The 26005-nt window shown below is 64.5% G+C and carries 23 protein-coding genes; 9 read left to right on the forward strand and 14 right to left on the reverse strand.

Features of this window, described 5'->3' with window-relative positions; genetic code table 11:
* The first annotated feature begins 94 nt into the window (after positions 1-94).
* Positions 95-994, forward strand: coding sequence for a hypothetical protein (locus tag THIMADRAFT_RS06470; protein ID WP_007192183.1), 900 nt, complete (start codon positions 95-97; stop codon positions 992-994).
* An 89-nt stretch (positions 995-1083) separates the two neighbouring features.
* On the opposite strand, the gene THIMADRAFT_RS06475 is transcribed toward THIMADRAFT_RS06470, so the two are convergent.
* From THIMADRAFT_RS06475 to THIMADRAFT_RS06525, 10 genes are all read right to left on the reverse strand, one after another.
* Positions 1084-1290 carry a PDDEXK family nuclease gene (locus THIMADRAFT_RS06475; RefSeq protein WP_007192184.1) on the reverse strand — a complete coding sequence of 69 codons (207 nt, stop codon included), beginning with the start codon at positions 1288-1290 and terminating at the stop codon, positions 1084-1086.
* Positions 1287-1937 carry a LutC/YkgG family protein gene (locus THIMADRAFT_RS06480; RefSeq protein WP_007192185.1) on the reverse strand — a complete coding sequence of 217 codons (651 nt, stop codon included), beginning with the start codon at positions 1935-1937 and terminating at the stop codon, positions 1287-1289. The genes THIMADRAFT_RS06475 and THIMADRAFT_RS06480 overlap by 4 nt, the downstream gene beginning before the upstream one ends.
* Entirely contained in the window at positions 1934-3343 is a 1410-nt protein-coding gene (locus tag THIMADRAFT_RS06485) for a LutB/LldF family L-lactate oxidation iron-sulfur protein (RefSeq protein ID WP_007192186.1), read from the reverse strand. The genes THIMADRAFT_RS06480 and THIMADRAFT_RS06485 overlap by 4 nt, the downstream gene beginning before the upstream one ends.
* A gap of 107 nt (positions 3344-3450) precedes the next feature.
* Positions 3451-5529 (reverse strand): type I restriction endonuclease, encoded by a 2079-nt coding sequence (locus THIMADRAFT_RS25470; RefSeq protein ID WP_007192187.1) that lies wholly within the window; start codon positions 5527-5529, stop codon positions 3451-3453.
* A gap of 2 nt (positions 5530-5531) precedes the next feature.
* The gene (locus THIMADRAFT_RS06500; RefSeq protein WP_007192188.1) at positions 5532-6164 is read right to left on the reverse strand and encodes a virulence RhuM family protein; all 633 of its coding nucleotides are present in this window, start codon (positions 6162-6164) and stop codon (positions 5532-5534) included.
* Complete coding sequence (locus THIMADRAFT_RS06505) at positions 6161-7591, reverse strand: restriction endonuclease subunit S (RefSeq protein ID WP_007192189.1); 1431 nt, start codon at positions 7589-7591, stop codon at positions 6161-6163. The genes THIMADRAFT_RS06500 and THIMADRAFT_RS06505 overlap by 4 nt, the downstream gene beginning before the upstream one ends.
* A complete protein-coding gene (locus THIMADRAFT_RS06510; protein ID WP_007192190.1) occupies positions 7588-7977 on the reverse strand; it encodes a type II toxin-antitoxin system VapC family toxin in 390 nt (129 codons plus the stop codon). Before THIMADRAFT_RS06510 ends, THIMADRAFT_RS06505 begins: the two co-directional genes overlap by 4 nt.
* On the reverse strand, positions 7962-8234 hold the full coding sequence (locus tag THIMADRAFT_RS06515; RefSeq protein WP_007192191.1) for a FitA-like ribbon-helix-helix domain-containing protein: 273 nt from the start codon (positions 8232-8234) through the stop codon (positions 7962-7964). Before THIMADRAFT_RS06515 ends, THIMADRAFT_RS06510 begins: the two co-directional genes overlap by 16 nt.
* A gap of 398 nt (positions 8235-8632) precedes the next feature.
* Positions 8633-9718: a DNA methyltransferase family protein gene (locus THIMADRAFT_RS06520; RefSeq protein WP_007192193.1), complete on the reverse strand. Its 1086-nt coding sequence runs from the start codon at positions 9716-9718 to the stop codon at positions 8633-8635.
* On the reverse strand, positions 9715-10491 hold the full coding sequence (locus THIMADRAFT_RS06525) for a (Fe-S)-binding protein (RefSeq protein ID WP_007192194.1): 777 nt from the start codon (positions 10489-10491) through the stop codon (positions 9715-9717). The genes THIMADRAFT_RS06520 and THIMADRAFT_RS06525 overlap by 4 nt, the downstream gene beginning before the upstream one ends.
* A gap of 258 nt (positions 10492-10749) precedes the next feature.
* Between THIMADRAFT_RS06525 and THIMADRAFT_RS06530 the strand changes: the two genes are divergently transcribed.
* From THIMADRAFT_RS06530 to THIMADRAFT_RS06545, 4 genes are all read left to right on the forward strand, one after another.
* A complete protein-coding gene (locus THIMADRAFT_RS06530; protein ID WP_007192195.1) occupies positions 10750-11787 on the forward strand; it encodes a type IV pilus twitching motility protein PilT in 1038 nt (345 codons plus the stop codon).
* A gap of 159 nt (positions 11788-11946) precedes the next feature.
* On the forward strand, positions 11947-13104 hold the full coding sequence (locus tag THIMADRAFT_RS06535; protein WP_007192196.1) for a PilT/PilU family type 4a pilus ATPase: 1158 nt from the start codon (positions 11947-11949) through the stop codon (positions 13102-13104).
* A 77-nt stretch (positions 13105-13181) separates the two neighbouring features.
* Positions 13182-14087: an LOG family protein gene (locus THIMADRAFT_RS06540; RefSeq protein WP_007192197.1), complete on the forward strand. Its 906-nt coding sequence runs from the start codon at positions 13182-13184 to the stop codon at positions 14085-14087.
* A gap of 13 nt (positions 14088-14100) precedes the next feature.
* Entirely contained in the window at positions 14101-16371 is a 2271-nt protein-coding gene (locus THIMADRAFT_RS06545; RefSeq protein WP_007192198.1) for a TonB-dependent receptor family protein, read from the forward strand.
* Positions 16372-16396: 25 nt separating this feature from the next.
* On the opposite strand, the gene THIMADRAFT_RS06550 is transcribed toward THIMADRAFT_RS06545, so the two are convergent.
* From THIMADRAFT_RS06550 to THIMADRAFT_RS06560, 3 genes are all read right to left on the reverse strand, one after another.
* Entirely contained in the window at positions 16397-17149 is a 753-nt protein-coding gene (locus THIMADRAFT_RS06550; protein ID WP_007192199.1) for a Fic family protein, read from the reverse strand.
* A gap of 18 nt (positions 17150-17167) precedes the next feature.
* The gene (gene ppk2 / locus THIMADRAFT_RS06555) at positions 17168-18016 is read right to left on the reverse strand and encodes a polyphosphate kinase 2 (RefSeq protein WP_007192200.1); all 849 of its coding nucleotides are present in this window, start codon (positions 18014-18016) and stop codon (positions 17168-17170) included.
* Positions 18017-18338: 322 nt separating this feature from the next.
* Positions 18339-19148 carry a hypothetical protein gene (locus THIMADRAFT_RS06560; protein ID WP_007192201.1) on the reverse strand — a complete coding sequence of 270 codons (810 nt, stop codon included), beginning with the start codon at positions 19146-19148 and terminating at the stop codon, positions 18339-18341.
* Positions 19149-19585: 437 nt separating this feature from the next.
* On the opposite strand from THIMADRAFT_RS06560, the gene THIMADRAFT_RS06565 reads away from it, so the two are divergent.
* The 3 genes from THIMADRAFT_RS06565 to gltS all read left to right on the forward strand — a co-directional run bounded on the left by THIMADRAFT_RS06565 (position 19586) and on the right by gltS (position 22887).
* The gene (locus THIMADRAFT_RS06565) at positions 19586-21010 is read left to right on the forward strand and encodes a dihydrolipoyl dehydrogenase (RefSeq protein WP_007192202.1); all 1425 of its coding nucleotides are present in this window, start codon (positions 19586-19588) and stop codon (positions 21008-21010) included.
* Positions 21011-21130: 120 nt separating this feature from the next.
* Complete coding sequence (locus tag THIMADRAFT_RS06570) at positions 21131-21421, forward strand: hypothetical protein (protein ID WP_007192203.1); 291 nt, start codon at positions 21131-21133, stop codon at positions 21419-21421.
* Between the two features lie 233 nt (positions 21422-21654).
* Complete coding sequence (gene gltS / locus THIMADRAFT_RS06575) at positions 21655-22887, forward strand: sodium/glutamate symporter (RefSeq protein ID WP_007192204.1); 1233 nt, start codon at positions 21655-21657, stop codon at positions 22885-22887.
* Between the two features lie 247 nt (positions 22888-23134).
* On the opposite strand, the gene THIMADRAFT_RS06580 is transcribed toward gltS, so the two are convergent.
* Positions 23135-24973: an SLC13 family permease gene (locus THIMADRAFT_RS06580; RefSeq protein WP_007192205.1), complete on the reverse strand. Its 1839-nt coding sequence runs from the start codon at positions 24971-24973 to the stop codon at positions 23135-23137.
* 189 nt (positions 24974-25162) lie between these two features.
* Here THIMADRAFT_RS06580 and THIMADRAFT_RS06585 point away from each other — a divergent pair, with 189 nt between their 5' ends.
* Entirely contained in the window at positions 25163-25777 is a 615-nt protein-coding gene (locus tag THIMADRAFT_RS06585; RefSeq protein WP_007192206.1) for a Uma2 family endonuclease, read from the forward strand.
* Positions 25778-26005: the final 228 nt, after the last annotated feature.

A 26005-nucleotide genomic window follows, 5' to 3' on the forward strand; every position in this document is an offset into this window, starting at 1 on the left:
GAGTCTTGATCTCATCCACCGATCCAAAGCATGCGTGCTACCCGAGCGCGGTGCACATTACGCATCGTCGTCGCGTCGGCGCTATCATCAGGCGATGAGCACGCTGCGCGAGTCCATGGCCGAGCACGGTTTCGAGTCCAACGACGACTACGCCTTTCAGGTGCGTTGTCTCCTGAAAGGGACCCCGAATCGGATTCGCACCTTGAGCATCCAAGGCGACGGCGAGCGCCGGAAGACGGCCTTTGCGACCGCGCTCGCTCATGCCCTCGATACCCCGCAGATCCTTTATCACGACTTCTCGGACGCAGAGCCGCCCACACCCGAGGTGATCTTGCCGCCAGGTACCGACGAGTACGGACGCAAGGCGGCACCGGTCGCCCCGCTCGACGACATCGTGAGTCAGGCCTGCGCGCTGAGCGAGGCGGAGTCCACGGTCCTGATCCTGGACCAATTACAGGCGGCGGATTTCCGCGAGCACATCCGGGTGCACCGCTTGATCCGCGACCGCCGCTGGCTGGTGCGTGATGCGCCTTACTACGCCAACCCGCGCAACCTGCTCTTGTTCCTGATCAGCGAGGCGCCGCTCTACCACTCGCTGCAACGCGAAAGCTTCCGGGTTTGGGTCGGTCGGGTGTCCGAGCGGCGGGTGACCTTGAGTCCCGCCGAGGTGGGGCTCGGTGTCGACGCGGCGCCCTTGCTCGATGCACTGAACGATCTCTTTCGTGTCGTCGATGCTTCGCCGACACGCAGCGAGCTTACTCGGCTGCTCGAGGATCTCACGGCGCACGTTCAAACCGAGGAGCACCTGATCCACGCCCTGTTTGGCCGCTGCGAAGGTATCGACCGCGAGCGCCTGAATGATTCGGATCTCGTGCCGGTCCTGACGCGGGTCATCGAGCGGCTACGCGACTATCTGGACATCGAGCAGATCGTGGTCGGGCGGGGGCGCGACGACGTGGAATCCGGTTTTGACGGGACTGGGTTCGGCGTTTAGGAACCCCAAACGATCGACCGGGCACATGTGCCGTATTTGGTCGCCAGCAGTGCTGGAGCGCTCCCTCGAGCACGACCCGCGATGTCGAGTCATCGGTATTGATCGAAGAACGGTTGGTCGATGTCGTAGTCCTTTTTCGGCCGAAGCCCCAATCCGAGCGCTTCGAACATCTCGACCAGCTTTTCCCCATCAACCAACTCGATCGGAGTCGCCCCATCCCGGATCGCCTCCCGTTTGGCGTCGGTCGTAAAGGTCCCGGGCAACAGTCGCTGGCAGATCCGCTCGAATCCTTTCATGCGGAATCCACCAGCACCACATGCAGCCGCCGCGGCCCATGTGCGCCGAGCTGAATGGTCTGCTCGATGTCCGCCGTGCGCGAGGGGCCCGAGACGAGGTTGACGGCCCGCGGCATGCCTCCCGTTCGCTTGCGCAACGCTGCCCAGGCGTCCTCGAAGTGCCGAAGGATCCGCGTGGTCTCCAGAATTATGACCTGGTTGTCCGGGACGAAGTTGTGGGTGGTCGGGCTCTCGGGCGAGGCGAGCAGCATGAGGGTGCCGGTCTCGGCGATCCCGGCGAATGCGGGGCTCACCGATAGGGACTCTGCGATGCCGGCGCGGTCGTGATGGATGGTCCAGTCGGCGGGCCAGTCGATGTCCTTCAGCCCGGCGCCGACGGCGGCGCGCGGCGCGAGGCCATGTGCCGACCGGAAGATCTCCACGGCGGCTGGGATTCCCGCTCGGCCGTCCACGCGCGCGATTGTTCCCGAGCGGCTTTCGAGCTTGCGGATAAAGCGCGCCGTCAGGTCTTCATCGAAGGCCGGGCGGAGATGGCGGACCGGTGTGGTGATGCGTGCATCCAGGGTTGCGCGGGTGGGCGCATCGCGTGATCCGCGCCCCTGCGCGCGACGCACGGCATCCAGAATGTCCTCTCGCGCGCTGCTCATGACTGCCCTCGCTCGGTTTGCCAGCGTTCCAGGAAGGTTCGGCCCGGCGGGGCGGGGAGATCGCGACCTTCGGTCCAGCCGCCGGCTCCCGGCAGGCGGCGGATGCGACCCGCACGTCCGCCGATCGCGGCGAGCGCGCGCGCGGCCAGGCGCTCAAAGGCATGGTAGAGCTTGGGCCGGGTCGCCAGAAGACGCCAGGCGGCGAGCGCACGGCGCCGGCGCAGCGTGGTGATCGCCTGCTTGAACTGCTCGTGGCGCAATCGGCGCAGGAGATCCGGCAGCGGGATCTTCACCGGGCAGACCGAGGCGCAGCGGCCGTTCAGGGTGCAGGCGTTGGGAAGGTCGTAGGCCGCGTCCAGACCCTTGATCAACGGGGTCAGCACCGAGCCCATCGGGCCGGGATAAACCCAGCCGTAGGCATGACCGCCGATCGAGCCGTAGACCGGGCAGTGATTCATGCAGGCGCCGCAACGGATACACCGCAGCATCTGCCGAAAGGGTCCGGCGAGCATCCGGGAGCGGCCGTTGTCCACCAGGACGACATGGTATTCCTCCGGCCCGTCGAGGTCGCCCGCCCGTCTGGGCCCGGTCGAGAGGGTCGTGTAGGTCTCGGTCTCCTGCCCGGTGGCGCTGCGCGCGAGCAGTCGCAGAAAGAGTGTCGCGTCGTCCAGCGTGGGCACGACGCGCTCGATGCCCGCGGTGACGATGTGTACCCGTGCGAGCGTCTGGGTGAGATCGCCGTTGCCCTCGTTGGTGACGATCAGACTGGAGCCGGTCTCGGCGATCAGGAAATTGCCGCCGGTGATGCCGACGTCGGCCTGGAAATAGCGCTCGCGCAGGGCTAGGCGGGCCGCGTCGACCAGATCTGCGATCTCGGTCAGGCGTGGTCCGCCGTGGGCCTTCTCGAACAGATCCGAGACCTGCTCGCGGGTCTTGTGCACGGCCGGGGCGATGATGTGCGAGGGGGCCTCGCCGGCGAGCTGGATGATGTACTCGCCCAGATCGGTCTCGACCACGGTCAAACCGGCGTCGATCAGTGCCGTGTTGAGACCGATCTCCTCCGACACCATCGATTTGCCCTTGGTGACGGTGCGTGCATCCACGCGTTTGCAGATGTCGAGGATGATCCGTCGGGCCTCGGCGTCGTCGCGGGCCCAGTGGACCTGACCGCCCGCCGCGACGACGGCCGCCTCGTAGCGTTCCAGGTAGTGATCGAGATGATCGAGGACGTGGTCCTTGAGCGTCTTGGCCGTCTCGCGCAGGGCCTCGAACTCGGACAGCTCGGCGACCTGGACCGCGCGTTTGGCGACGAAGCCGTCGCGCGCCTTGTCCAGCGCCTGCTGGAGACTGGCGTCATGGAGCGCGGCGACCGCGCGCGGTTGAAACTCTCGGGAGCGGATGTCCAATGAGCGTGCCCTCGAAGTCTGTGGTTGGATATCGGTCGGATGTCTGTCGGATGGCCGCAGGGTCATCCGACGTGCCGTTTCGCGACCGCGTTGTCGCTTAACCTATCTCACAAGAAGCCCTCTGAGTAGTCACCACCGTTCTTCCCGGACGATTCCGCGTTCAACCTGCGTAGCGCACAAGCGTTTTGGCCATGAACGCCAAGGACACGGGCACTCAGACTTCGGCGCGCTCGTAGGTCAGGCCGAACTGGTCGTCGAAGGTCTTGAGGATGTTCGAGAGCCGATCCAAATTCGGCTCGGGCTTGCGGCCGCCCCCGGTGGTCGGCACCGGCTCGATCTCCGTGTCCGCATCGGGGAGCTGGATCTTCACTGCCGCCAGCTTCTCGACCCGGTAGCTGTCCATGTCGATCGCTTCGAGGATGCCCTTGGCGAGGTCCTCCTCCACGGGGGCGGGCAGCTTGGGCACGTGAACCTAGATCCGGCAGTTGACCGCTTCGTGCTTCATGCAAGGCTTTGACTGCCTTGAAGATCGTGGTCGTCCGAGAGCTCACCCGCCGGGTGACGGCCGCTACGCCCCCTGGAGCACGCCCCGCGCGGCGCCCGGCTGCGTTGCAACGCGTTGGCGTAGAACCACTACGCCGCCTCGTTGCGCCTTGCCGGACACCGCGCGGGACGCACTCCAGGGGGCGTTCAACTGCCGGATTTAGGGTGAAAGGTGAGGAAGATCGAGAGCTTCTCCCAGTCGGCGTTGGTGTAGGGCAGGATCGCGGCGAGGAAGCCGTAGATCCGCAGGAACGCTTTGGCCTTGCCTTTGAAGTCGACCTGGCCGTCCTCGTCGAGCTGGTCTCTGTAGACGGCCACGCAGGCTCGAGAATCGGGTCGAGGGCATCGCGCTCGGCCCCGCCCAGGGAGCGCTGCACAAGGTCCTCGATCTGCTCAGACATGTAGACCTGGTAGCCGTCGAGCGCGGCCTTCAGGTCGTGGAGCTTGTCCGGGTCGGTCTCCTCGGCCAGGATCGTGGTCCGGTAGTAGGCGCTGAACGCCTGCTGGATGGCGTCCGAGTCATTGGCGAACTGCTTGATGGTGTCCTTGATCTGCTGATCGAGGATACGTCGGTCGGTGACGACGATGATGGAGTCGAACATCGGCACGCCGTCTTGCTCCAGCCCGATCAGCTGGTGTGCGAGCCAGGCGATGGAGTTCGACTTGCCGCTGCCGGCCGAGTGCTGGATCAGGTAGCGCCGGCCGGCGCCGTTCTGCGCCGCGTCTGCCAGCAGTTTGCGCACCACGTCGAGCTGGAGGTATCGCGGCCAGATCTGAACCGTCTTCTTGCGGCCGGTCTTCTCGTTCTTGATCTCGACCACCTGGGCATAGTTCTCCAGGATGTCGGTCAGCCCCGCGGGGGTGAGGATGCGCCGCCACAAGTAGTCGGTCTTGAGGCCATTCGGGTTCGGCGGGTTGCCCGCCCCATCGTTCCAGCCCAGGTTGAAGGGTAGGAACCAGGATGCCTTGCCCTTGAGCTGGGTGCAGAAGCGCACCTCGTGATCGTCCACGGTGAAATGCACGACGCAGCGGCCGAGCTCGAAGAGCCTCTCGCGCGGGTCGCGGTCGAGCTTGTACTGCTGGACGGCATCCTCGACGGTCTGCTTGGGCAAGCTGTTCTTCAGCTCGAAGCTGGCCACCGGCAGGCCGTTGATGAAGAGGCACAGGTCCAGGGCGAGCTGGGTCTCGTCGCGGCTGTAACGGAGCTGCCGCGTGACGCTGAAGCGGTTGGCTTTGTTCCGCTCGGCGGCCCTCGCATTCCCGGGTGACGGCGTGCCGTAGAAGAGATCGACGTGATGTGGCCCGTGCTTGATCCCGTGCCGCAGCACGTCGATGGTGCCGCGCCGTGTGATCTCCCCTTGGATGCGGGCCAGGAACTTGCGTCGCGTCGGGCCGTCCTCATGCAGGTCGAGTGCCGCGGCGACCTCAAGCTGCGTCTCGTGGAGGAAGGCCGCAAGCTGGGTCAGATCGACGCAGTATTCCCGGTCGTAGTCCGCCGCCCTGCCGCACATCCAGCCCACCCCGTAATCGGCGTGAGGCTCGTCCAGCGGACCGTGCGTCAGGGCGCCGGGCTCGCACGGGGAGCCGGTCATCGCCGCACAGATCAGCCGTTCAAGGCCGCGCTCGGTGGTGTCCGTGGTCATGGTCAATCCCCGCCGACCAGCAGATGCATCAGGATGCGGACCAGGATGTCCTTCTCCTCGTGCAGCACGTAGGGAGCCGCGGTGTGCCGTCCCGGCGTCGACACCCGCTGATGGTCGTAATCGTCGAGCAGACTCAGGGCTCGATTGTAGTCGCCGACGATGGCCAGCAGGGCCTGAGCCTCGTCGGCGGCCAGGTCGCGCCGTTGCGCGGTGTCGGCGATGAGCCGCACGGCCTGGCCGAGGTCGCGCAGCCGGGCCTGGTTCACCGAATAGCCCTGAACCAGATGATCGCGCAGCACCCGCGTGGCCCAGATGCGGAACTGGGTCCCGCGGGGGGACTTGACCCGGTAGCCGACCGAGATGACCACGTCCAGACTGTAGAATCCGACCGGCTTATCGGAGCCAGCAATGTGCAAAATTTGCACATTGCCATCCTGTTCCAGTTCCCCCTCGCGAAAGACATTCTGCACGTGCTTGGTCACGACCGACCGTTCGCGGCCAAACAGCTCCGCCATCTGCGCCTGCGTCAACCAAACCGTGTCCCCATGCAGCCGCACCTCGACCCGGACCGCCCCGTCCGGGGCCTCGTACAGCACCAGGCCGCCGCGCGACGCTTCGTCGGGTGTATTGCTCACGCCAGCGTCTCCTCCGGCAGGGTGTCGAGGTTGTCTTCCGCGACATCTTCCCTCTCGGGATCGGCCTCGTTGAGTGGCTCCGACTCCTCGGATTCGTCCGGCAAGAGCAAAGCCGCCTCGCGCACGTCGAGCTTGCCGGTGACTACGTCGGCGATGAGGCGGGTGCGGTATTCGTGGAGGAGGGCGATTTCACGTTGGACGCTCTCCAGCGATGCGGCAAGCCGGTCCAAGGTGGCATCCAGCTTGGCGCAGATCGCCGACTGCTCTGAGAGAGTTGGGATGGGAATCAGCGCCGACTTGACATCATCGAGGCCGAGACCTTGCTTGGTTCCATCGTATTCCACCGACTTGAATTGGATCCTCCCGATTTGGGAGTGGAATGCGTAAGCAAGGTATCTCGGAATTACAGCTGCGCGATTCGGCCGAATAAGTGCCACGTGCTGGTTTACGTAACTTGGCGCGGGGAGCTCATCCGCAACATGGACAACATTTCCGGTCAGCGCACCAGTGATGCAAAGCAGCAGATCATCACACTCAACGCGGGTGCGTTCACCTTCCGCCCCGTCCGGTGGTCGTACCCGCTGAATGAAGGACAAGTTCAGGGCCATTGATCGCCCGAGATTCCCGCTTTGAAGGAAAATATCACCTTCGTCGCTGTAGAACTCTGCCCATCCGCGCGATCCGGAGGTCGCGAACGAGATCAGCCGGCGCACCGGCGAGACTACCCAATGCTCCGGCACCTCCCCCAGCCACTCCACGCCGGAGGGCTTGAGGCGGACGCTTGGGTCAAGGCCGCGGGTGGCGGCGCGATGGATGATGGCTTGCTTCTGCTCCTCCAACAGTTTGATCAGCTTCTGCTTGGTGCGGATGGAGCGCCGGATGCGCCGGTCGGCGTAGTCGAGGAAGCGGACGATCGCTGCCTGCTCGACAGCCGGCGGGTATGGAGTCGGGATTTGCTTGAACCGCTCCCAATACAATCGGTTGCGGTCCTTGACGATTCCACGCGAAAAATTATCGACCTCATCCACGTAAACGGCGGTTCGATACAGGTAGACAAAGTAGCTGGGCTCGGTGCCTGCCAAAGGGCGCGCAACGACATACGCCGGGCTGATCAGGCCATCGACTGGCGCGACGCCGACTGCACCCTGCCACATCCGCATCTTGTTGTAAGTGATGTCGCCGCGTAACGCACGCTTGTACATCGCCCGATCGCGCATCACCTGCTTGCGTGACGAGGCATCAAAGTCCCGTACGCAAACCCCGGACCTCAGAGAAACCTCGAGGATCGGCAAGTCAGGAAATCCGGTGTCGTTTCGCTGCGAAAACAGCCTTCCGTTTCTTCGCACCTCCCAATGCCCTGGCACCTCCCCCAGCCACGCGACGCCGGAGTCCTTGTACCCGGGATAGGGCTTGAGTCCGTCGATCATGGGATCAGCAGCAGTCCGGGCACGGCCTGGAAATGGGCGTCCCTGGTGTAGACCGGCAGTCCGTGGCGCTGGGCGACGGCAGCGATCCAGATGTCGTTGGTGGGGATCGGTGTCCCGGCGCGCTTCAGAGCCACGACGATCGCGGCATAGAAGTCCGCGGTCTCCTCGTCGGCGGCCAGGAGACGAACCCGTGGGGAGTCCAGGAACCGTCCAAGCTCCTGTCGGTTCTTCGCCTCCCGATGACCGGCGCGGAACCCGGCGAGCAGCTCGCCGAGGCTCACGACGGAGAAGGCGAGGTCATCGAGCTGTTGCAGCCGATCCACCACATCCGGCTCGCCGCGCATCGCGAGCGAGTAGATGTTGGTGTCGATCAGGGCGCGTCGCATGACCACAGCTCGGGATCGAGGCGGCGTTGAGCCTCCACCGCACCTTGTATCCCTTGATACTCCTCCGCGCTCCAGGTGCCGAAAAGGCCGTCCAGGTCGTGGTGCCGGGTGCTGTGGCGCGCGACCTTGGCCAGCCCGAAGCGCTCCCTCAGCACGTCCAGCACCAGTTGATTGACGCTCCTGGCCTCCCGGTCGGCAAGGGCCTTGAGGGCCTGGTCAAGCGGATCGTCGATCCCGCGGATGGTGATGTTCTTCATGGCCTACCTCGCTTGCTATCGTGTCGTGCCATCAGGTTGCCATTATAGGTCGTATTCCCGGATCGGCAGGGTCTGCACCGACCTATCAACCCGGCCCAAGGCGCGATCCGCTTGGGACAACAGCGGTTTAAGCCCGCCTTGGAGGCGTGAGGGCCGGCCCGCTCGCAGGGGCTTTTGAGTGCTCTCGATCACGATTTCGGCTCCGTTGCGCATGGCCCGGCTCGTAGTCCATGTTGAACGCCGCGTTTAACATGGAGCGCAGGCGGGCCCATGCTAAACGCTGGCAGGCATATGGGGGGTGCAGGTGCGCCTCGCGCTGGGCGATCCGGGGCGCGACGGCCGCGGTTTGGGCGTCGAGCCCGGCGGGGCCTGTCCAGGCCAGACGCTCATCGCGTCTGTCACCCGACGATCTCGCTTAAGAGCCCCTCGGTCTCCCGTTCCAGCGCCAGGATATCGGCGCGGATCTCCTCCAGGGTGCCCAGGGGCTTGGGCTTGTAGAAGTCGCGGGTGAAGCTGATCTCGTAGCCGATCTTGACGCTGTCCGGGACGTACCAGGCATCCGGGGCGTGGGGCAGGACCTCGCGGCGGAGGAAGGCGACGATGCCCCCGTCCTCCAGCAGCGGCACCTGCTCGGTATCGCGCAGGTCGGTGTCGGGTTCGTACTCCAACACGACGGGCTTGCCGCCGATGGTGGCGGCGAACAGGCCGCGCAGAGGGTCCGCAACCGCGCCCTTCTTGTGGATCTTTTTGATGACCGGCGGCGCGTCCTCCGCTCGTTCGGCGGTCTCCTTCAGCGCTTTAATCTCCTTGGGGGTGTAGGCCCGATCCGGGTCGATTCCCCCGAGGCGCAGCGGGCGCTCGACCGTGACCTTCCAGTAGCCGAGGGCGGCGTTGGGGAAGATCTTGGACTGCTCGGTCTCCTCGAAGGCGAGGAAGGTGTCGCAGATCCGCTGGATGTCCGCGTCGGCCAGCTCGCAGTTCTTCTTGCCGAGGTTCTTGCGCAGCGGCTTGCACCACAGGGTGGCGTCGATGAGCTGGACGCGGCCTTTGCGATGCTCGGGCTTGCGGCTGCCGAGCGGTGTCGAGCGCTTCATCTTGCTCAGCAGGTTGACCAGGAAGAGCATCTGGCCGTCGCTCGAGCGGGTGATCAGGGAATACTCGGGGTCCGCGGCGTGCTCGATGACGAAACGCGGGTCCTTGATGTCGCCCTTGCCGCCGAGGCGCTCCAGGTCGCTCTTCCAGCTCTTGCCGTAGGGCGGATTGGAGAGCATGAAATCGAACTCGCGCGACGGGAAGGCGTCGTTGGCCAGCGTCGAGTGCTCGGGTCCGCCGACCAGGTTGTCGGCCGCCTCGTTGTTCTCCTCGTTGAAGTGCCGCACCAGCTCCTCGAAGACGGTACCCATGCCGTGGTTGTCCAGCCCCGGGTGCTTCACCGAGCCGTCGCCGTTGAGAACCGGTTTGGGGCTCAGATGGATGCACCTCAACCTCGCCCGTCCCCGATGCCTGGCCCGTCCGTCAACCCGGCCAGTACCTCTGCAACATGAAAGACCCGGATCGGCGAGCCGATCCGGGTCAGCCGCCCGGTGATGTTCATTAGACAGCCCAGATCGCCGCCGATCAGCGTATCGGCCCCGGTGGCGAGGATGTTGCGGATCTTGTCGTCGACGATCTTGACCGAGATCTCGGGATATCCGACGCAGAAGGTCCCGCCGAACCCGCAGCAGACCTCGCTGTCGGTCATCTCGCGCAGGGTGAGCCCCTCCACACCGGCGAGCAGTTGTCGCGGCTGACCTTTGATGCCGAGTCCGCGCAGGCCGGAGCAGGAGTCGTGGTAGGTCGCGACGGCGTCGAGTCGGGCCGTCACCTGTGTGATGCCGAGCACGTCGACCAGAAATGACGTCAGCTCCCGGCTTTTTGCCGCAACGGCCTCGGCGCGGTCTCGCCAGTCGCGGTCCGCGGCGAAAAGGACGGGGTAGTCGTGCCGGATGGTGGCCATGCAGGAGCCTGAGGGGCCGACGAGATAGTCGTAGTCCTCGAAGGTGGCGATCACCTGTTTGGCGAGCGCTCGCGCGGCGTCGTTGTCGCCCGAGTTGTAGCCCGGCTGTCCGCAGCAGGTCTGGCTTTGCGGCACGCCGACGATGCAGCCTGCGTCCTCGAGAAGCTTCGCGGCGGCAAAGCCGATGTTCGGCCGGAAGAGGTTCATGAGACAGGTTGCGAACAGGCCGACACGCGGGGATCTCGTCGGGGAATCGGTCATCGAAAAGGGCTCCGGTGGGTCTGGACCCGGGTCGTGGTCGGTGTCGATCCGGAATCGTAAAGCTTGATCGAGGGCGGGCCGCGTCGTCGACGGATCCGTCGAGACCGAGGCCGGCTCTTCGGGCTATGCTATACGGAGTGCACCAGGGTTTTTCGCACCGCAGGCCCGGCCTGCGCGGGGCGTGCAATGCGGCGAAAAACCCACGTGCGCTCGGTATAGATCATGTCATGCCGGACGCGGTTTAATCGGGAGTGATTCGTGGATATCGCCGAACTGCTGGCTTTCAGCGTCAAGAACAACGCCTCGGACCTCCATCTATCGGCCGGCCTGCCGCCGATGATCCGCGTCGACGGCGACATGCGCCGCATCAATGTCCCGCCGCTCGAGCATCGTTCGGTGCACTCGCTTGTTTACGACATCATGAACGACAAGCAGCGCAAGGACTACGAGGAGTTTCTGGAAACGGACTTCTCGTTCGAGATTCCGGGTCTGGCCCGGTTCCGCGTCAACGCCTTCAACCAGAAGCGCGGTGCCGGTGCGGTTTTTCGGACCATTCCGTCCAAGGTTCTGTCGCTCGAAGAGCTCAACGCGCCCGAGAGCTTCAAGGAGATCGTGAGTGTCCCGCGCGGTCTCATCCTGGTGACCGGGCCGACCGGCTCGGGCAAGTCAACGACCCTCGCCGCGATGGTCGACTATCTCAACGAGACCGAGTACGCGCACATCCTCACCATCGAGGACCCGATCGAGTTCGTGCACACCAGCAAGAAATGCCTGGTCAACCAGCGCGAGGTTCATCGCGACACGCTCGGCTTCAGCGAGGCGTTGCGCTCCGCCTTGCGTCAGGATCCGGACATCATCCTGGTCGGCGAGATGCGTGACCTCGAGACCATTCGGCTGGCCATGACTGCGGCGGAGACCGGTCATCTGGTCTTCGGGACGCTGCACACCACCTCGGCGGCCAAGACCATCGACCGCATCATCGACGTCTTTCCCGCGGCGGAGAAGGAGATGATCCGTGCGATGCTCTCGGAGTCTCTGCGCTCGGTCATCGCGCAGACGCTGTTGAAGCGCGTCGGCGGCGGGCGGGTTGCCGCGCACGAGATCATGATCGGCACCCCGGCCATCCGTAACCTGATCCGCGAGGCGAAGGTGGCTCAGATGTATTCGGCGATCCAGACCGGGCAAGCGCACGGCATGCAGACCCTGGATCAGAACCTCAAGGAGCTGGTCCAACAAGGCTTGGTGTCGCGCAAGGATGCGCGGATGAAGGCTCAAAACAAGGATGGCTTTACGTGATCCCGCCCCGCCGAAGTCTGCCGGATCGAGCGCTGCCCGAGGGCGCGATCCTGCACGATGCCGATTTCGGCGTTTGTCGATCTTCTGCAAGATCGTAGCTCCGGCCGAGGATGGATGGCTGCCGCCGGTGTGCGTCTTTCTTGACTAACGAGGTCTCGTATGGACCTGAATCGTGCGATCGAACAACTGCTGTGCATGGTGGTCGAGCGCAAGGCGTCCGACCTCTTCATCACCGCGGGCTGGCCGCCCAGCGTCAAGATCGACGGGGCTATCTATCCCGCCACGAAGCATCCCTTGTCGGCCGAGCAAGCACACGACATGGTGGTCGGTCTCATGAACGATCGCCAACGCGAGGAGTTTCAGGCGACCAAGGAGTGTCAGTTCGCGATCGATCGCCCGCATCTGGGGCGGTTCCGTGTCAGCGCATTCGTCCAGCGCGAGGCGACCGGGATGGTCCTGCGCCGGATCGAGACCGATATTCCGACCATCGAGGCGCTCAAGCTCCCCTCGATCCTGCGCGAGCTGGCCCTGACCAAGCGCGGCATGGTGATCTTCGTCGGCGGCACCGGGACGGGTAAATCGACCTCGCTCGCCGCGCTGGTGGGGTATCGCAACCAGCACAGCTCGGGCCACATCATCACGGTCGAGGACCCGATCGAGTTCGTCCACGAGCATCACGGCTGCATCATCACGCAGCGCGAGGTCGGCGTGGATACCGAGTCCTACGAGGTTGCGCTCAAGAACACCCTGCGGCAGGCCCCGGATGTCATCCTGATCGGCGAGATCCGCACGCGCGCCACCATGGAATACGCCATCGCGTTCGCCGAGACCGGCCATCTCGTCTTGGCGACCCTGCACGCGAACAACGCCAACCAGGCGCTGGACCGGATCATCAGCTTCTTTCCGGACGACTCGCGCAACCAGCTTCTGCTCGATCTCTCGCTGAATCTCAAGGCCGTCGTGGCGCAACAGCTCGCCCCGCGCAAGAGCGGTCAGGGCCGCCGGGCCGTCGTGGAGATCCTGTTGAACACGCCGTTGGCTTCAGATCTCATCCGCAAGGGCGAGGTGCACAAGCTCAAAGAGCTGATGAAGAAGTCCAGCGAGCAGGGCATGATCACCTTCGATCAGGCCCTCTTCAATCTCTATCGAGAGGGCGAGATCAGCTACGAGGATGCGCTGCGCTACGCCGACTCGGCCAACGAGGTGCGGCTTGTCATCAAGCTCCAAGGCGGTGCCGCGCAGCGCGAGGCGACCGATCGATTGATCGACGAGGTGTCCCTCGTGCACGACACCGAGTACCGCGGGCGGCGACCCTGATCCGAGCATCCCCGGTGTCCCCGACTCGGTGTCCCCGAGCCGGTCTCCGCAACCGTTCGCCGAGAGCCTATCGCATCATGCCCAAACCGACCGAACGCGATCACGCCGCCTTACCGACCGCCCGCGAGGATGCCGCACGGGCCGCCGAGACCAGCTCGACGCCCCAGACGCGCTCCGCGGCCTACCGTCTGGCCTACACGGACGTCGATTTTTTGATGCGCGACGAGGCCCGGCCGCTGCGCCTGCAGCTCGAGCTGCTCAAGCCCGAGCTGGAGCTGCAGGATCAGCGGGTCGAGTCGACCATCGTGGTCTTCGGCAGTGCTCGGATTCCCGATCCCGAGACGGCTGCGCAGAACCTGGTGGATGCCGAGCGGGTGTGGGCTGGCGCGCCGGCGGACGCGCAGGCCCAAGCCGCGGTCGAGCGCTGTCGGCGGGCGCTCGATCGCTCGCACTACTATGCGGAGGCGAGGCGTTTCGCGCGCATCGTCTCCGAGCAGGAGCAGGACGCGGAGTCGCGCTGCTTTGTGATCGTCACGGGTGGCGGGCCCGGCATCATGGAGGCCGCCAATCGCGGCGCCGCCGACGTCGATGCGGTCTCGATCGGACTCAGCATCACGCTCCCGCACGAGCAGGCTCCGAACCCCTACATCACCCCGGAGCTGTCGTTCCAGTTTCACTACTTCGCCCTGCGAAAGATGCATTTCCTGCTGCGTGCGAAGGCGTTGGTGGTCTTTCCGGGCGGTTTCGGCACCTTCGACGAGCTCTTCGAGACGCTCTGCTTGATTCAGACGAAGAAGATCCGACCCATGCCGGTGATGCTCTTCGGGCGGGCGTTCTGGGAGCGCGTCATCGACTTCGAGGCGTTGGTCGATGAAGGGGTGATCGGTCGCGACGACCTCGCCCTCTTCAGTTTCGTCGAGACCGCGGAGGATGCCTGGTCACGGATCTGTGCGCATTACGACGGGTTGGTCTGCGAATCCTGATCGGGATCCCCGAGTGACTCGCCCCGCCGGCCCGACCATCGGTCGCACCGTGCGCGAGACCGGGTCGACTCTCGGTGGCCTCGCGGTCGTGGTCGCGGCTCTCCAATGGGGGAATGCGTTCGCGCAGGGGCTCCCGACGGTGGAGTCCGATGCGGAGACTATCGAGCTGGCCCCTTTGGTCGTGACCGCGACACGCTCGGGCGAGAGTACCTTCGACCTGCCGGTCGCCATCGATGTCCTGGACAAGGCGATCATCCAGGATCAAAAGCCGATGGTGCTGATCTCCGAGGATCTGCCGCGCGTCCCCGGAACAGTGGTGACCAACCGCGGGACCTACGCGCAGGAAGAGCAGATCATGATCCGCGGTTTCGGCGGGCGTGCCCAGTTCGGGACACGCGGGGTCAAGCTGATCGCAGACGGCATCCCCGCGAGCACGCCTGACGGACAAGGCGGACCCGGGCTCTTCGATCTGGGCTCGGCGCGGTCCATCGAGGTGATGCGCGGCGGTTTCTCCGCCCTCTACGGCAACCACTCCGGCGGCGTCGTGCAGGTCTTCACCGAGGACGGTCCGCCCGAGCCGACCCTGTCGGTCCGTCTGATGGGCGGCAGCGACTCCACCTGGATCGCCGGGACCAAGCTCGGCGGCCAGACGGGGCGTCTCAACTATGTCGTCGATCTCTCCCGCGCGCAGACCGACGGCTACCGCGACTGGAGTCGAGCCACCAAGGAGCAGGCCAACAGCAAGCTCGGGATCGCGCTCGACGGCGGCGGTACCCTCAGCCTGATCGTCAACGCCTTGAATCTGCCCGAGGCCAGGGATCCGCTCGGCCTGACGGCGGAGGAGGTCAAGCGCGATCGCCGCCAGGCCGCGCCTGCGGCACGGACCTTTCAAACAGGGCGCACGCTCGACAACCTCCAGGGCGGTGTCGTCCTGGATCAGCCGATCGGTGCTGCGGACGATCTGCGCGTGATGGCCTACACCGGGACACGCGGCAACGAGCAGTACCTCGCCATCCCGCTCGCCAACCAGAATGCGATCACGGCCTCGGGCGGCGTGAGCGCATTCGATCGCCGTTTCGCCGGCGGAAATCTACTCTGGACCCGTTCGACGACGTTCGCCGACGGCCCCCTGACGTTGATCTTTGGCGGGGAATACGACCGGTCGGCGGAGGCGCGCAAGGGCTATCTCAACGACTTGGGCGAGCGTGCCGCGCTCAAGCGGGACGCAGACAATACCGTAGACAGTTGGGGCACCTTCGTGCAAGGCACCTGGGGTTTCGCGCCCCGCTGGAGTCTGGACTTGGGCTTGCGCTACACCGAGGTCCGTTTCGACTCCGACGACGGCTTCATCTGCACACCCGATCGGGTGACCGCACCCGGCACACGGCCAGGCACCTGCAGCGGCTCGACCGTCCCGATCACGGCCACCAACCTCAACCCCGACGACAGCGGCAGCCGGACCTACGGTGCCTGGACGCCGGCCCTGGGTCTTCTCTACAACCTGACGCCATCGATCAATCTCTACGCCAACCTCGGCAAGACCTTCGAGACGCCGACCTTCATCGAGCTGGCCTACCGTCCCGACGGCGGCGCGGGGCTGAACCTGGGTCTGGATCCCGCCGTGAGCCGGCATTACGAGATCGGCGCCAAGGTTTTACTCGGATCGGATGCCCGCCTGAACCTCGCGCTCTTCCAGATCGACACGGACGACGAGCTGACCGTGGCGACCAACGGGGGCGGACGTGCAACCTATCGGAATGCGCCCGCGTCGCGTCGCCGAGGTGTGGAGCTGCTGCTGGAGTCACCCCTCGGTCGGGGCTTCGCCGGCTCTCTGGCGGCGACCTACCTGGAGAGCGAATTCACCGAGAGCTTCGCGGCCTGCGCGGGCATCCCCTGCCGCACCGTTGCGCCGACCCTCAATGTGACGACCGTCGAGGCGGGCAACCGCATCCCGGGCGTTCCCGCGTTCACGCTCTTCGGCGAGCTCTCCTACGCCTACGAGCCCCTGGGGTTCGAGGCCGCGATCAGCCTTTACGGTCAGGACAAGGTCTATGTGAACGACCGCAACAGCGAGACGGCGCCTGCCTATTGGCTCGCCAACCTCCGCGGCGGCTTTACGCAGGATCTGGGCGGACTCAGGCTCTCGCAGTTCCTGCGCATCGACAATCTGCTGGACGAGCCCTACATCTCCGCCGTCAGCGTGAACGCCTCAAACGGCCGGTTCTATGCGCCGGGCCCCGGCACCAATTACCTGATCGGCATCACCGCGAGCTACAGCTTCTGAGTCATTGCGCAGGGCAAGCCGCCCGTCACGCCGCCCCGAGCCTCTCCAAGAGGGTCTGCACGGCGTGCAGGACGTGCCCGGCGATCAGGGTGATGAAGTCGGTTTTGTCGGCCTCCAGGTTGGCCTTCTCCAGGGCATCGTAGTAAGCGCGACGGCTTTCGGTGTCGCCGGGGATATTGGCGATGCAGTAGCCGTCGGCCAGCAGGCCCAGGTTCATGACCAATCGCGCCGTTCGGCCATTGCCGTCGAGAAATGGATGGATCGTCACGAGCCGCTCGTGGGCCTCGGCGGCGCGCACCACTGGATGCAGGTCCAAGGATTGGTCGGTAAGCCACCGCCCGTAGTCCTCCATCAGCTTGGGCACGGCCCAAGGCTGCGGCGGCAGATGGCGGCTACCGGAGATCATCACCGGCAGGTTGCGGTAGCGTCCGGCGTTGTCGCGGTCGATGCCGCGCAGCACCAGCGCATGAATGTTGCGCACCTCCGCTTCATTCAGCGCCGCGCCGCGGGCTGCCAGCTGGCGGATATAGAGGATGGCCTCGTAATGGTTGATCGCCTCGAGATGCTCGCGAAGGGGTTTGCCGCCGATCGTGAGGCCCTTGTTGACCACCAGATCGGTCTCGCGCAGGGTGAGGGTGCTGCCCTCGATACGGTTGCTTTCGTAGGTGTACTCGATATCCAGCGCCTGTTGCAGTTGTGCGCTGGTCAGTGGCCGAGCGGCATCGAGCCGGGTCTTCAGACCGTCGATCTGCTTGAGTAGGGTCTCGAGGTCAGCCATCGTCGTGGTCTCGGTGTATCACCAATGCTCGGGGATCCATCGCCGATCGACCATCGACGCTTGGTCGTCGTAGGCGTCTTTCATGTCGCGATCCGGCAGCTTCACCTTGGTCTTGGGGAGCGGGTCGTACGGGAATTGGCTGAGCAGGTGGCGGATCACGTTGAGGCGCGCCCGCTTCTTGTCGTCGGAGCGTACGATCGACCAAGGGGCCGCATCCGTGTCGGTGGCGCTCAACATGCGGTCGCGTGCGCGCGAGTAGTCGTACCAGCGCTTGCGGGACTCCAAGTCCATCGGCGAGAGCTTCCACTGCCGCACGGGGTCTTCGATGCGGGCGCGGAAACGCCGCTCCTGCTCGGCGTCGCCGACCTCGAGCCAGTATTTGATGAGCGTGATGCCTTGCTCGACCAGGTTGTTCTCGAACCAGGGCGCCGCCGTTAGGAAGTGATCGCGCTCGTCCTCGGTGCAGAACCCCATCACGATCTCGACCCCGGCGCGGTTGTACCAGCTGCGGTCGAAGATCACGACCTCGCCGGCGGCCGGGAAATGTTGCAGATAACGCTGCATGTAGAGCTGTGTCTTCTCGCGGTCGGAGGGCGCCGGCAGCGCGACGACCTGGAAGACGCGTGGGCTCAGGCGCTCGGTGATCGCGCGAATGGTGCCGCCCTTGCCGGCGGCATCGCGTCCCTCGAAGACGATGACCACGCGCTGTCCGGTGCGCTTGATCCATGCCTGGAGGGCGCTGAGCTCGATCTGGAGCGCGCCGAGCTCGCGCTCGTAGTCCTTGCGGCGCATCTTCTCTCGGGGGGCGGCCGTTTCCGGAGCCGTCTCCGCGTGCTTCCCTTTCTTCTTCCCGTCGTGTTTCGACATGCGCTCGCCTCCTCGTCGTGATTAACCTCGCCCGGAAATCCGTCCACGTCGCTGCAGAGCGGTCGGGTGGACAAGCGCTGTAGGGTGGACAAGCGCTGTAGGGTGGACAAGCGCTGTAGGGTGGACAAGCGAAGCGCAGTCCACCCATGCACCGGCGTCGTCGCAGGGTTCGGTGGACTTCGCTCTCGCTCGTCCACCCTACGTGGTCTGCAGCGTCGTCGGTCCTGCCCGGAAATGACCTTAAACCGCGCCGGCTCCGGCGGTCCTCAGGTCTGCCGGGGCCGATCCCATCCAAAAACTCGCATACCGTGCCGGGCGCGGTTTAACTCTGCATCTGATGTGGACCCTCGGCCTCGGGGCCACTTGCCGTGCTCGGTTGTTCCCACGGGAAGTGGGGGAGGCCGAAGAAGGCATGGCGCAAACTCTCCATCCAATCACGCGTCATTGTTTCCAGCTCGGCGGACTGCTCCTCGAGCCGGAGGCGTTGCGACGGCGCCAAGGCATCTTTCGGGCAGATGGCCACCTCGAAGGGCGGTCCGACGGTCAGGTTTGAGCGCGCTGTTCCGGCAAGCGAGACCAGACACACGCGTGCTCCGTCGTTGAGGGAGAGGTCCGGCGTCACGATCTGATCCAGGATCGGTTTGCCGTACTTGCTCTCGCCGATCTGCAAAAAGGGTGTCTCGGGGGTCGCGGCGATGCTGTTTCCTTGAGGGTAGATCATGAAGAGTCCGTGCGGTTGACCGGCGATCTGTCCACCCAGGATAAAGGTGGCTTCCACGCTCGCGCCGATCTGCCGCAGCGCCGGACCATGCTCGTTCTGGACCGCCAGGTTGACTTGGCCGATATAGTTTGCCGCCTCGAACAGGTAGTTCACGCTCGCGAGCGTGACGGCGGGGCCCGGGTCGGTTTGATTCGGATTTGCCGCTTGATCGAGATCGCGGCGGATCCTGTTCAATACCTCTTGAGTCGTCGCCAAGTTCCCGGCTGCGAGCAGGACAAACATCCGATCGGGCGCGGGCTGGAAGAGATGCAGCTTGCTGTACGAGGAGATGTAATCCACGCCCGCATTGGTGCGGGAGTCGGATGCCATGACGAGCCCCTGGTCGAGACAGAGTCCAACGCAATAGGTCATTCGGGTGAGTCTCCGAGGAGTGGACGTCGACTCGGGTGACGCGGAGCGACGAAAGACACCGTTCCACCCGAGCGGAATTACGAGAGCCAGAGCAGCATCGAACTTCATCCGGGCGCCGTCAAGATGCGCCACGCAGAACGTCACGTCGGTTGGCGAGGCTTGGGCGGGATTGTCATCGCGCCTTGCGCGCGCGGACAATGCAGACGACGGTCGGGTCATCCGGCAGCTCAACCGTGTCCAGAATGACATGCGTCATGATCATGGTGTCCGGGGCTCAAGGGCTTTTCCGAACTTTGTGGGGGTTTCGTTGAAAAGTTTTATTTTTTAATATTTTAGCTCATTTCGGGTCCGACGGTTATCGGAGCTGGCGCGGCCGAGCCGCTCCACAACATACGACGCATACCGCACCGGGCGCGGTTTAATCCGAGGAGAATCAGGTGAAAGAACGCAACGTCGACGTCGCCATCATCGGCTCCGGCAGCGCCGGACTGAACGCCATGGGGCAGGTCCGCCGGGCGGGCAAGAGCTTCGTGCTGATCAACGGGGGCGAGCCGGGGACCACCTGTGCACGGGTCGGCTGCATGCCGTCGAAGGCCATGATCCAGATCGCCGAGGATTATCATCGGCGCACGCATCTGGGCAAGTTCGGCATCGACGGTCACGAGGAGATGACCCTGGACATCCCCGAGGCGCTGGAGCATGTCCAGGACCTGCGCGACACCTTCGTGGATCGTGTCCTCGGCAGCAGCACCGACGACATGCCGGAGGATCTCTTTGTCCAGGACTACGCCCGCTTCATCGAGCCGACCCTGATCGAGGTCGCCGGTCAGCGGATCCGCGCGAAGGCGGTCGTCATCGCGACCGGCTCGCGACCCTTGGTACCCGAGCTCTGGAAGGCGTTCGGCGACCGCGTCATCACCACCGACGAGATCTTCGAGCTCGAGGATCTACCCGCCGCCATGGCCGTGATCGGACTCGGGACCATCGGTTTGGAGATCGGTCAAAGCCTGGCCCGGATGGGGGTGAAGATCACCGGGTTCGATGCAGTCGATCACATTGCCGGGGCTCAAGACCCGGAGGTCAACCAGTCGGCCATCGAGCTGCTCGGCAAGGAGTTTCCCATCCATCTGGGCGCACCGGCCGAGATCGCAGCGGAGGGCGATCGGTTGCGCGTCACCGCGGGCGAGCAGAGTGTTTTGGTCGACAAGGTGCTGTGCAGTATCGGGCGCGTGCCCAACGTGGAGGGCCTTGGTCTGGAGATCCTCGGGGTTCCCCTGGACGCTCGCGGTATCCCGTCCTTCGATCCGAACAGCATGCAGGTCGGCGATCTGCCGGTCTTCATCGCGGGGGACGTCTCCGGGTACCGGCCCATCCTCCACGAGGCCGGCGACGAGGGCAAGATCGCGGGCTACAACGCGGCCCGCATCGACAGCGGCGCCGCGCCCGCGCGTTTCCGCCGCAAGGTGCCGCTCTTCATCAACTTCTGCGACCCGAACATCTGCGCCGTCGGGACGCGCTGGAACGCGCTCGACCCCGAGACGGCCGCGGTCGGGCAGATCAAGCTGGCCCCGGTCGGACGCGCGCTCATCATGGGCAAGAACAAAGGGGTCATCCGCGTCTATGCGGACAAGGCGACCGGCCGCATCCTCGGCAGCGAGATGATCGGACCCAAAGGCGAGAACCTCGCCCACCTGCTCTGTTGGGCAATCGAGCAGGGCTTGACCGTCGGCGAGCTGCTGCGCATGCCCTTTTATCACCCGGTGATCGAAGAGGCCCTGCAGGCCGCACTCTACGACCTCTATTCAAAGGTCGAGGCCAAGAACAGCGGAGGGATTACGGAGCTGGAGCCTCTGGCGGATTGAGACGACGGCGGCATGATCGGCTCGCTTTCTCCTCGGCGAGCTGATCGGAAGCACCCTGTTGTATATCGTCGCTGTAAGATGCAGTCTTTTCCCTGGGATGTTCCATCCGCGAGGTCCAACGTGAGCCCCAAAAACCTGCCTGTCCTGACCATTGGCCCTCTGCTGTTGGCGATCGCGCTTGCCGCCTCCGCTGAAGAGGAGGTCAGCACAGATGGGATCGACGTGGACGTCCGTCAGTCTATCGATGAGAATCCCCAAGGCCGAACTTACCCGGGCATCGACGATGTCCAGGATCTGGGCGATGGAATCACGGACGAGGGCGGATTCCCCGACGTTCTTGTCGACCCGCGGGACGCCGCACTCGAGGACGAGAAGAACCTGGGCCCAAACGCCCCGGGCTACATCCCGTAAGGGGATGAATCCGTCGGCGATGCCGTGTATTTTGACACTCCCGCCCCTTCGGTGAAGGGCGGCTGAATACTTGCGGGATCTCAACTGCGCTGGTGCGTGGCGCGCGAGCCGACGGTGGTTGGTGCCGTGCTTCAGCTCTTCCTGCGCGTCATCGAGCACCCGCAAGCACAAGGCGGATAGACACGAAGCCGCGCTTTCGCTTGTGCGTTCCCCAACAATCACGAGGCACGACTATGGAGCTGTTGGACGGCATCATCCGGATCGAGTCATTCCTTGCCGTGACGATCGGTATCATCGTGCTGTTCGTCGGCAAGCTGTTGAATACCAAGATCGGGTTTCTGCGCGAGTTCAGCATCCCCGAGCCGGTGACCGGCGGCCTGCTCTTCTCTGTCCTCTTCGGGCTGCTCTATGTTGCCTCGGGGCACGCGATCGAGTTCGAGCTGCGTGCACGCGACGTCCTGTTGGTCTACTTCTTCACCACCATCGGCATCAACGCGAGCGCGCGCGATCTGCTGGCCGGCGGCCGGCCCCTCTTGATCCTGCTGACGATCACGATCGCCTTCATGTTTGCGCAGAATCTCACCGGGATCGGGGTGGCCTCGCTGTTCGATCTGCCTGCGGCGGTCGGTGTGGTCGGGGGCAGCATGTCCTTGATCGGCGGACACGGTACGACCATCGCCTGGGCGCCCTCGATTGCCGAGAACTTCGGCATCTCCAATGCGATGGAGATCGGCATCGCCAGCGCGACCTTCGGCTTGATCCTCGCCAGCATCATGGGCGGGCCCATCGCCAAGTTCCTGATTACGCGGCACAAGCTCACGCCCGCGCCGCAGGTCATCGAAGAGGTTCAGGACGTGGGGCTGACCGAGAAGCAGCGCAAGGTCGGCGTCGATCACATGGATTTTCTGGGCGCCGTGCTTGCCATCCATATCTGCATCATCATCGGGTACGCGCTGAACGAGGCGATCGCGGAGGCTGGTCTCATGCTGCCGCTCTTCGTCACCTGCCTCTTCGCGGGCATCCTGATCACCAATCTGGTGCCCAAGAACTTCTCCAAATGGAGCGGGGTCACTTGGCCGACACGCACACCTGCGGTCGCGCTGATCGCGGACATCTCGCTCGGTGCCTTTCTCGCCATGTCCCTGATGAGCATGCAGCTCTGGACCCTGATCGATCTGGCCGGACCCATCTTCACCATCCTGGCGGCTCAGTTCGTCCTGGCGGTGACGGTCACGATCTTTGTTCTGTTCCCGTTGATGGGCAAGAACTACGATGCGGCGGTCGTCTCGGCAGGGTTCGGCGGTGTGACGCTCGGCTCGACGCCGACGGCCATGGCCAACATGGCGGCGGTGACCCAGCGCTTCGGTCCATCGCACCGGGCCTTCATTATCGTCCCGCTGGTCTCGGCCTTCTTCATCGACCTGACCAATGCGATGGTGATTCCCTTCTTCCTGAGGACCTTTTAGGGTTCGGTCGATTCAAGTAGCCGCCGGGGATCGAGCGATCCTCGGCGAGCTGTTCGTCTCTGTTCGCGACCTACATGTCTTGAGGGATGTCGACGTACGCGGTCGGGGCGTCGGCGCCGACGACCTTGATTGCGTTGCTTCCGAACAAGCTGCCGAGCGAGACCGTAAACCGCGCCAGCTCGGACGTTCCAAGAGCCCGGCGGGTGAGCTCTAATCCACACACGATCCATGCCATTCTGGACGCGGTTTAATAGAGCGGCAGCAGCCAAGGCACCAGCAGCACGCTCATGACCATGACCAATAGCGTCAAGGGCAAACCGATGCGAATGAAATCCATAAAGGTGTAATTGCCTGCGGTCGCGACCAGTGTATTGATTGGCGAGATCGGCGTCATGAAGGCGGATGATGCCGCGAGCGCGATGATCATCGCAAAGGGATAGGGCGATGCGCCCAAGGCTTCGGCGACGGCAAGTGCAACCGGGATCATCAGGACCGCATTGGCCGTATTCACGATGAAAAGGCCCAGCAACACCGTGATCGCGAACAAGACGCCGAGCACCACATAGGGACCGGCACCCCCGATCCAAGCCACCAAGGCGTTCGCCGCGATGTCGACCCCGCCGGTGCGGTCCAGTGCGAGGGCAAAGGGCATCATCCCCACGATCATGACGATGCTTCTCAGCTGGATCGAGCGGTACGCCTTGTCCAGATCGATGCAGCGAAAAAGGCCCATCATGAGACAGCCGATCAGGGCGGCCTGGACGTTCGGGACGATACCGCTCGCCATCAGGGCGACCACCACGACGAGGGTCAGGACTGCATAGGGTGCGCGCTTGGCCGCCGGCAGGTACTCGTCGAATTCTCTCGGGAGGTTGAGCACGATCAGGTCCCGCGTATCCTCCTGCAGGCGGCGGATCGTCTTCCAGGGCCCGACGAGCAGCAGCGTATCGCCGACCTTCAGGGTCTCCCCGCGCAGACCGTGCGGAGCATGCGCCTCCGGGCCGCGCCGCATCCCGACTACGGTCAGCTCGGAGCGGACCATCAGCTCCGCCTCCGCGATCGTCTTGGCGGCAAAGCGCGACTCGTCCGCGATCATGATCTCCACCATGCCGATGTCCTGCGACCGGTCGACGAAATAGCGGCCCGTCCGCGGCAGGAGATCGACCCCGTAGCGCTCGCAGAACTCGGTCACGTCGATCCGTTTCTCCTCGAGATCGACGTCGATCAAGAGGATGTCGTGCGCCTGCAGAAAGGTCAGCGACGTGCGCGGGAGTAATTGGCGTGCGCGGCCGAGACCGCGCTCGATCAGGATGATCCGCACGCCGATCTTCGCCGGCAGATCCAGCTCGCCCAGCGTCTTGCCGAGCAAGGGCGAGTCGGGTCGCACCCGCACTCGATATTCGCGATCGGCGAGCCGGTAGCGCTCGACCCACTGCATGAGCTTCGGGCGCATCCGTGTCGTCGGTGCCTCGGGCGCCTTCGGACGCAGCCAGCGCTGCGTGATCAGCATGTAGAGGGTCGCCACCAGCAGAATCGGCAGCCCGAACGGCGTGAACGAAAAGAAATTGAACCCCTCCGCACCGGTGCGGACGAGCTCGTAGTTGATCACCAGATTGGGCGAGGTGGCGACCAAGGTCATCATGCCGCTGATCAGTGCGGCGTAGGCCATCGGCATCATCAGCTGGCTCGCCGGGATGTGACGGCGACTCGCGATTCGCAGCACCACCGGGATAAAGATGGCGACCACACCGGTCGAGCTCATGACCGAGCCCAGGAGACCGACCGACAGCATCAGCAGCACCAGAAGCCGCCAGGCGCTGTTGCCGCCTCGATGGGCCAGCCAATCGCCGATGCCGCGCGCCACCCCGGTCCGAGCCAGCGCCTCGCCGATCACGAACATGGCCGCGATCAGGACAATGTTGGGATTGCTGAAACCGGCGAGTGCCTCCTGCATCGAGATCACGCCGGTAAAGGGCAAGGCCACCATCATGATCAGGGCGACGGCATCCACGCGCGGCTTGTTGAGCGCGAACATCAGGATCGCGGCGCCAAGCATGAGAAGGACGATCAAAAGGTCTTGCGACATGCCCTTTCCTCCGTGGCGCTGCGACCCGTGACCGGCCCGGCGCGTTGGCCCTCGGGTCCGGAGCCCCGCGCTCCGACCCGAAACGGGTTTATCCTATCGGAAATAGCCAGGGATCTCGCACGCACTGCCGTGCGAGCATCGACGGCGATGTGCGCGGCGTGAACCGATCGACACCGGAGACCACCCCCCATGTCCATGCAAGCCCGGTATCAGCAACCCGACCCGCAACCGACCCAGGACGGCATCGTCCATTTCTCCGGCGTGAGCTGGGAGGACTACGAGCGCCTGCTCGTGATGCGTGGCGATCATTCAGCCCCGCGGATCGCCTACCTGGATGGAGAGGTCGAGATCATGAGCCCGTCGCAGACCCACGAAAGCATCAAGTCCCTGATCGGCTGCTTGGTCGAGACCTATTGCCTGGAGCGCGACATCGTCTTCTCGACCTACGGCTCATGGACACTCAAGGACAAGGCGCGCAACCGCGGTGCCGAGCCGGACGAGTGCTATGTCTTCGGGACAGCGCCGGCCGAGCGCCCGCATCTCGCCATCGAGGTCGTTTGGACCCACGGCCGTATCGACAAGCTCGAGATCTACCGCCAGCTCGGCGTCGCCGAGGTCTGGTACTGGCGCCAGGGTCTCATCCAGCCCTACTGTCTGCGCGGCGAGCGTTACGAGCCGGTGAGCGAGAGCCAGATCCTGCCCGGCCTGGACCTGGCGCTCCTGATGCGCTTCATCGACGAGCCGACCACCTCGCATGCGATTAGGGGCTATCGCGATGCGTTGCGAGGCGATGCAAGCGGCTGATCGCCGAAAGACTCAACAACGGCCGCCCCCGGGATAGTCGACTTGCAGTCGACCTCTTCCGCAGACCCGACGGCCAGGCGATCCAGCTCAAGGCTGGCATTCGTGATCCGGCGTGAAGTCCGCCTCCCCGGGTGCCGACTGACGTCGGCTTACCCGGGCGCGCGCCTCGAGTCGCGCGACCGGTCGGGGAACCCAAGATGTCTGGACGAAAGGATGACCACGGCCCCT

The sequence above is a fragment of the Thiocapsa marina 5811 genome (assembly GCF_000223985.1).
Taxonomy (GTDB): domain Bacteria; phylum Pseudomonadota; class Gammaproteobacteria; order Chromatiales; family Chromatiaceae; genus Thiocapsa; species Thiocapsa marina.

What these genes read in the sequence shown, in the direction of transcription:
- THIMADRAFT_RS06470 (WP_007192183.1), top strand. Translation starts at nt 95, where the DNA reads ATGAGCACGCTGCGCGAGTCCATGGCCGAGCACGGTTTCGAGTCCAAC.
- THIMADRAFT_RS06475 (WP_007192184.1), bottom strand. Translation starts at nt 1,290, where the DNA reads ATGAAAGGATTCGAGCGGATCTGCCAGCGACTGTTGCCCGGGACCTTT.
- THIMADRAFT_RS06480 (WP_007192185.1), bottom strand. Translation starts at nt 1,937, where the DNA reads ATGAGCAGCGCGCGAGAGGACATTCTGGATGCCGTGCGTCGCGCGCAG.
- THIMADRAFT_RS25470 (WP_007192187.1), bottom strand. Translation starts at nt 5,529, where the DNA reads ATGACCACGGACACCACCGAGCGCGGCCTTGAACGGCTGATCTGTGCG.
- THIMADRAFT_RS06505 (WP_007192189.1), bottom strand. Translation starts at nt 7,591, where the DNA reads ATGATCGACGGACTCAAGCCCTATCCCGGGTACAAGGACTCCGGCGTC.
- THIMADRAFT_RS06510 (WP_007192190.1), bottom strand. Translation starts at nt 7,977, where the DNA reads ATGCGACGCGCCCTGATCGACACCAACATCTACTCGCTCGCGATGCGC.
- THIMADRAFT_RS06515 (WP_007192191.1), bottom strand. Translation starts at nt 8,234, where the DNA reads ATGAAGAACATCACCATCCGCGGGATCGACGATCCGCTTGACCAGGCC.
- THIMADRAFT_RS06525 (WP_007192194.1), bottom strand. Translation starts at nt 10,491, where the DNA reads ATGACCGATTCCCCGACGAGATCCCCGCGTGTCGGCCTGTTCGCAACC.
- THIMADRAFT_RS06535 (WP_007192196.1), top strand. Translation starts at nt 11,947, where the DNA reads ATGGACCTGAATCGTGCGATCGAACAACTGCTGTGCATGGTGGTCGAG.
- THIMADRAFT_RS06540 (WP_007192197.1), top strand. Translation starts at nt 13,182, where the DNA reads ATGCCCAAACCGACCGAACGCGATCACGCCGCCTTACCGACCGCCCGC.
- THIMADRAFT_RS06550 (WP_007192199.1), bottom strand. Translation starts at nt 17,149, where the DNA reads ATGGCTGACCTCGAGACCCTACTCAAGCAGATCGACGGTCTGAAGACC.
- ppk2 (WP_007192200.1), bottom strand. Translation starts at nt 18,016, where the DNA reads ATGTCGAAACACGACGGGAAGAAGAAAGGGAAGCACGCGGAGACGGCT.
- THIMADRAFT_RS06560 (WP_007192201.1), bottom strand. Translation starts at nt 19,148, where the DNA reads ATGACCTATTGCGTTGGACTCTGTCTCGACCAGGGGCTCGTCATGGCA.
- gltS (WP_007192204.1), top strand. Translation starts at nt 21,655, where the DNA reads ATGGAGCTGTTGGACGGCATCATCCGGATCGAGTCATTCCTTGCCGTG.
- THIMADRAFT_RS06580 (WP_007192205.1), bottom strand. Translation starts at nt 24,973, where the DNA reads ATGTCGCAAGACCTTTTGATCGTCCTTCTCATGCTTGGCGCCGCGATC.
- THIMADRAFT_RS06585 (WP_007192206.1), top strand. Translation starts at nt 25,163, where the DNA reads ATGTCCATGCAAGCCCGGTATCAGCAACCCGACCCGCAACCGACCCAG.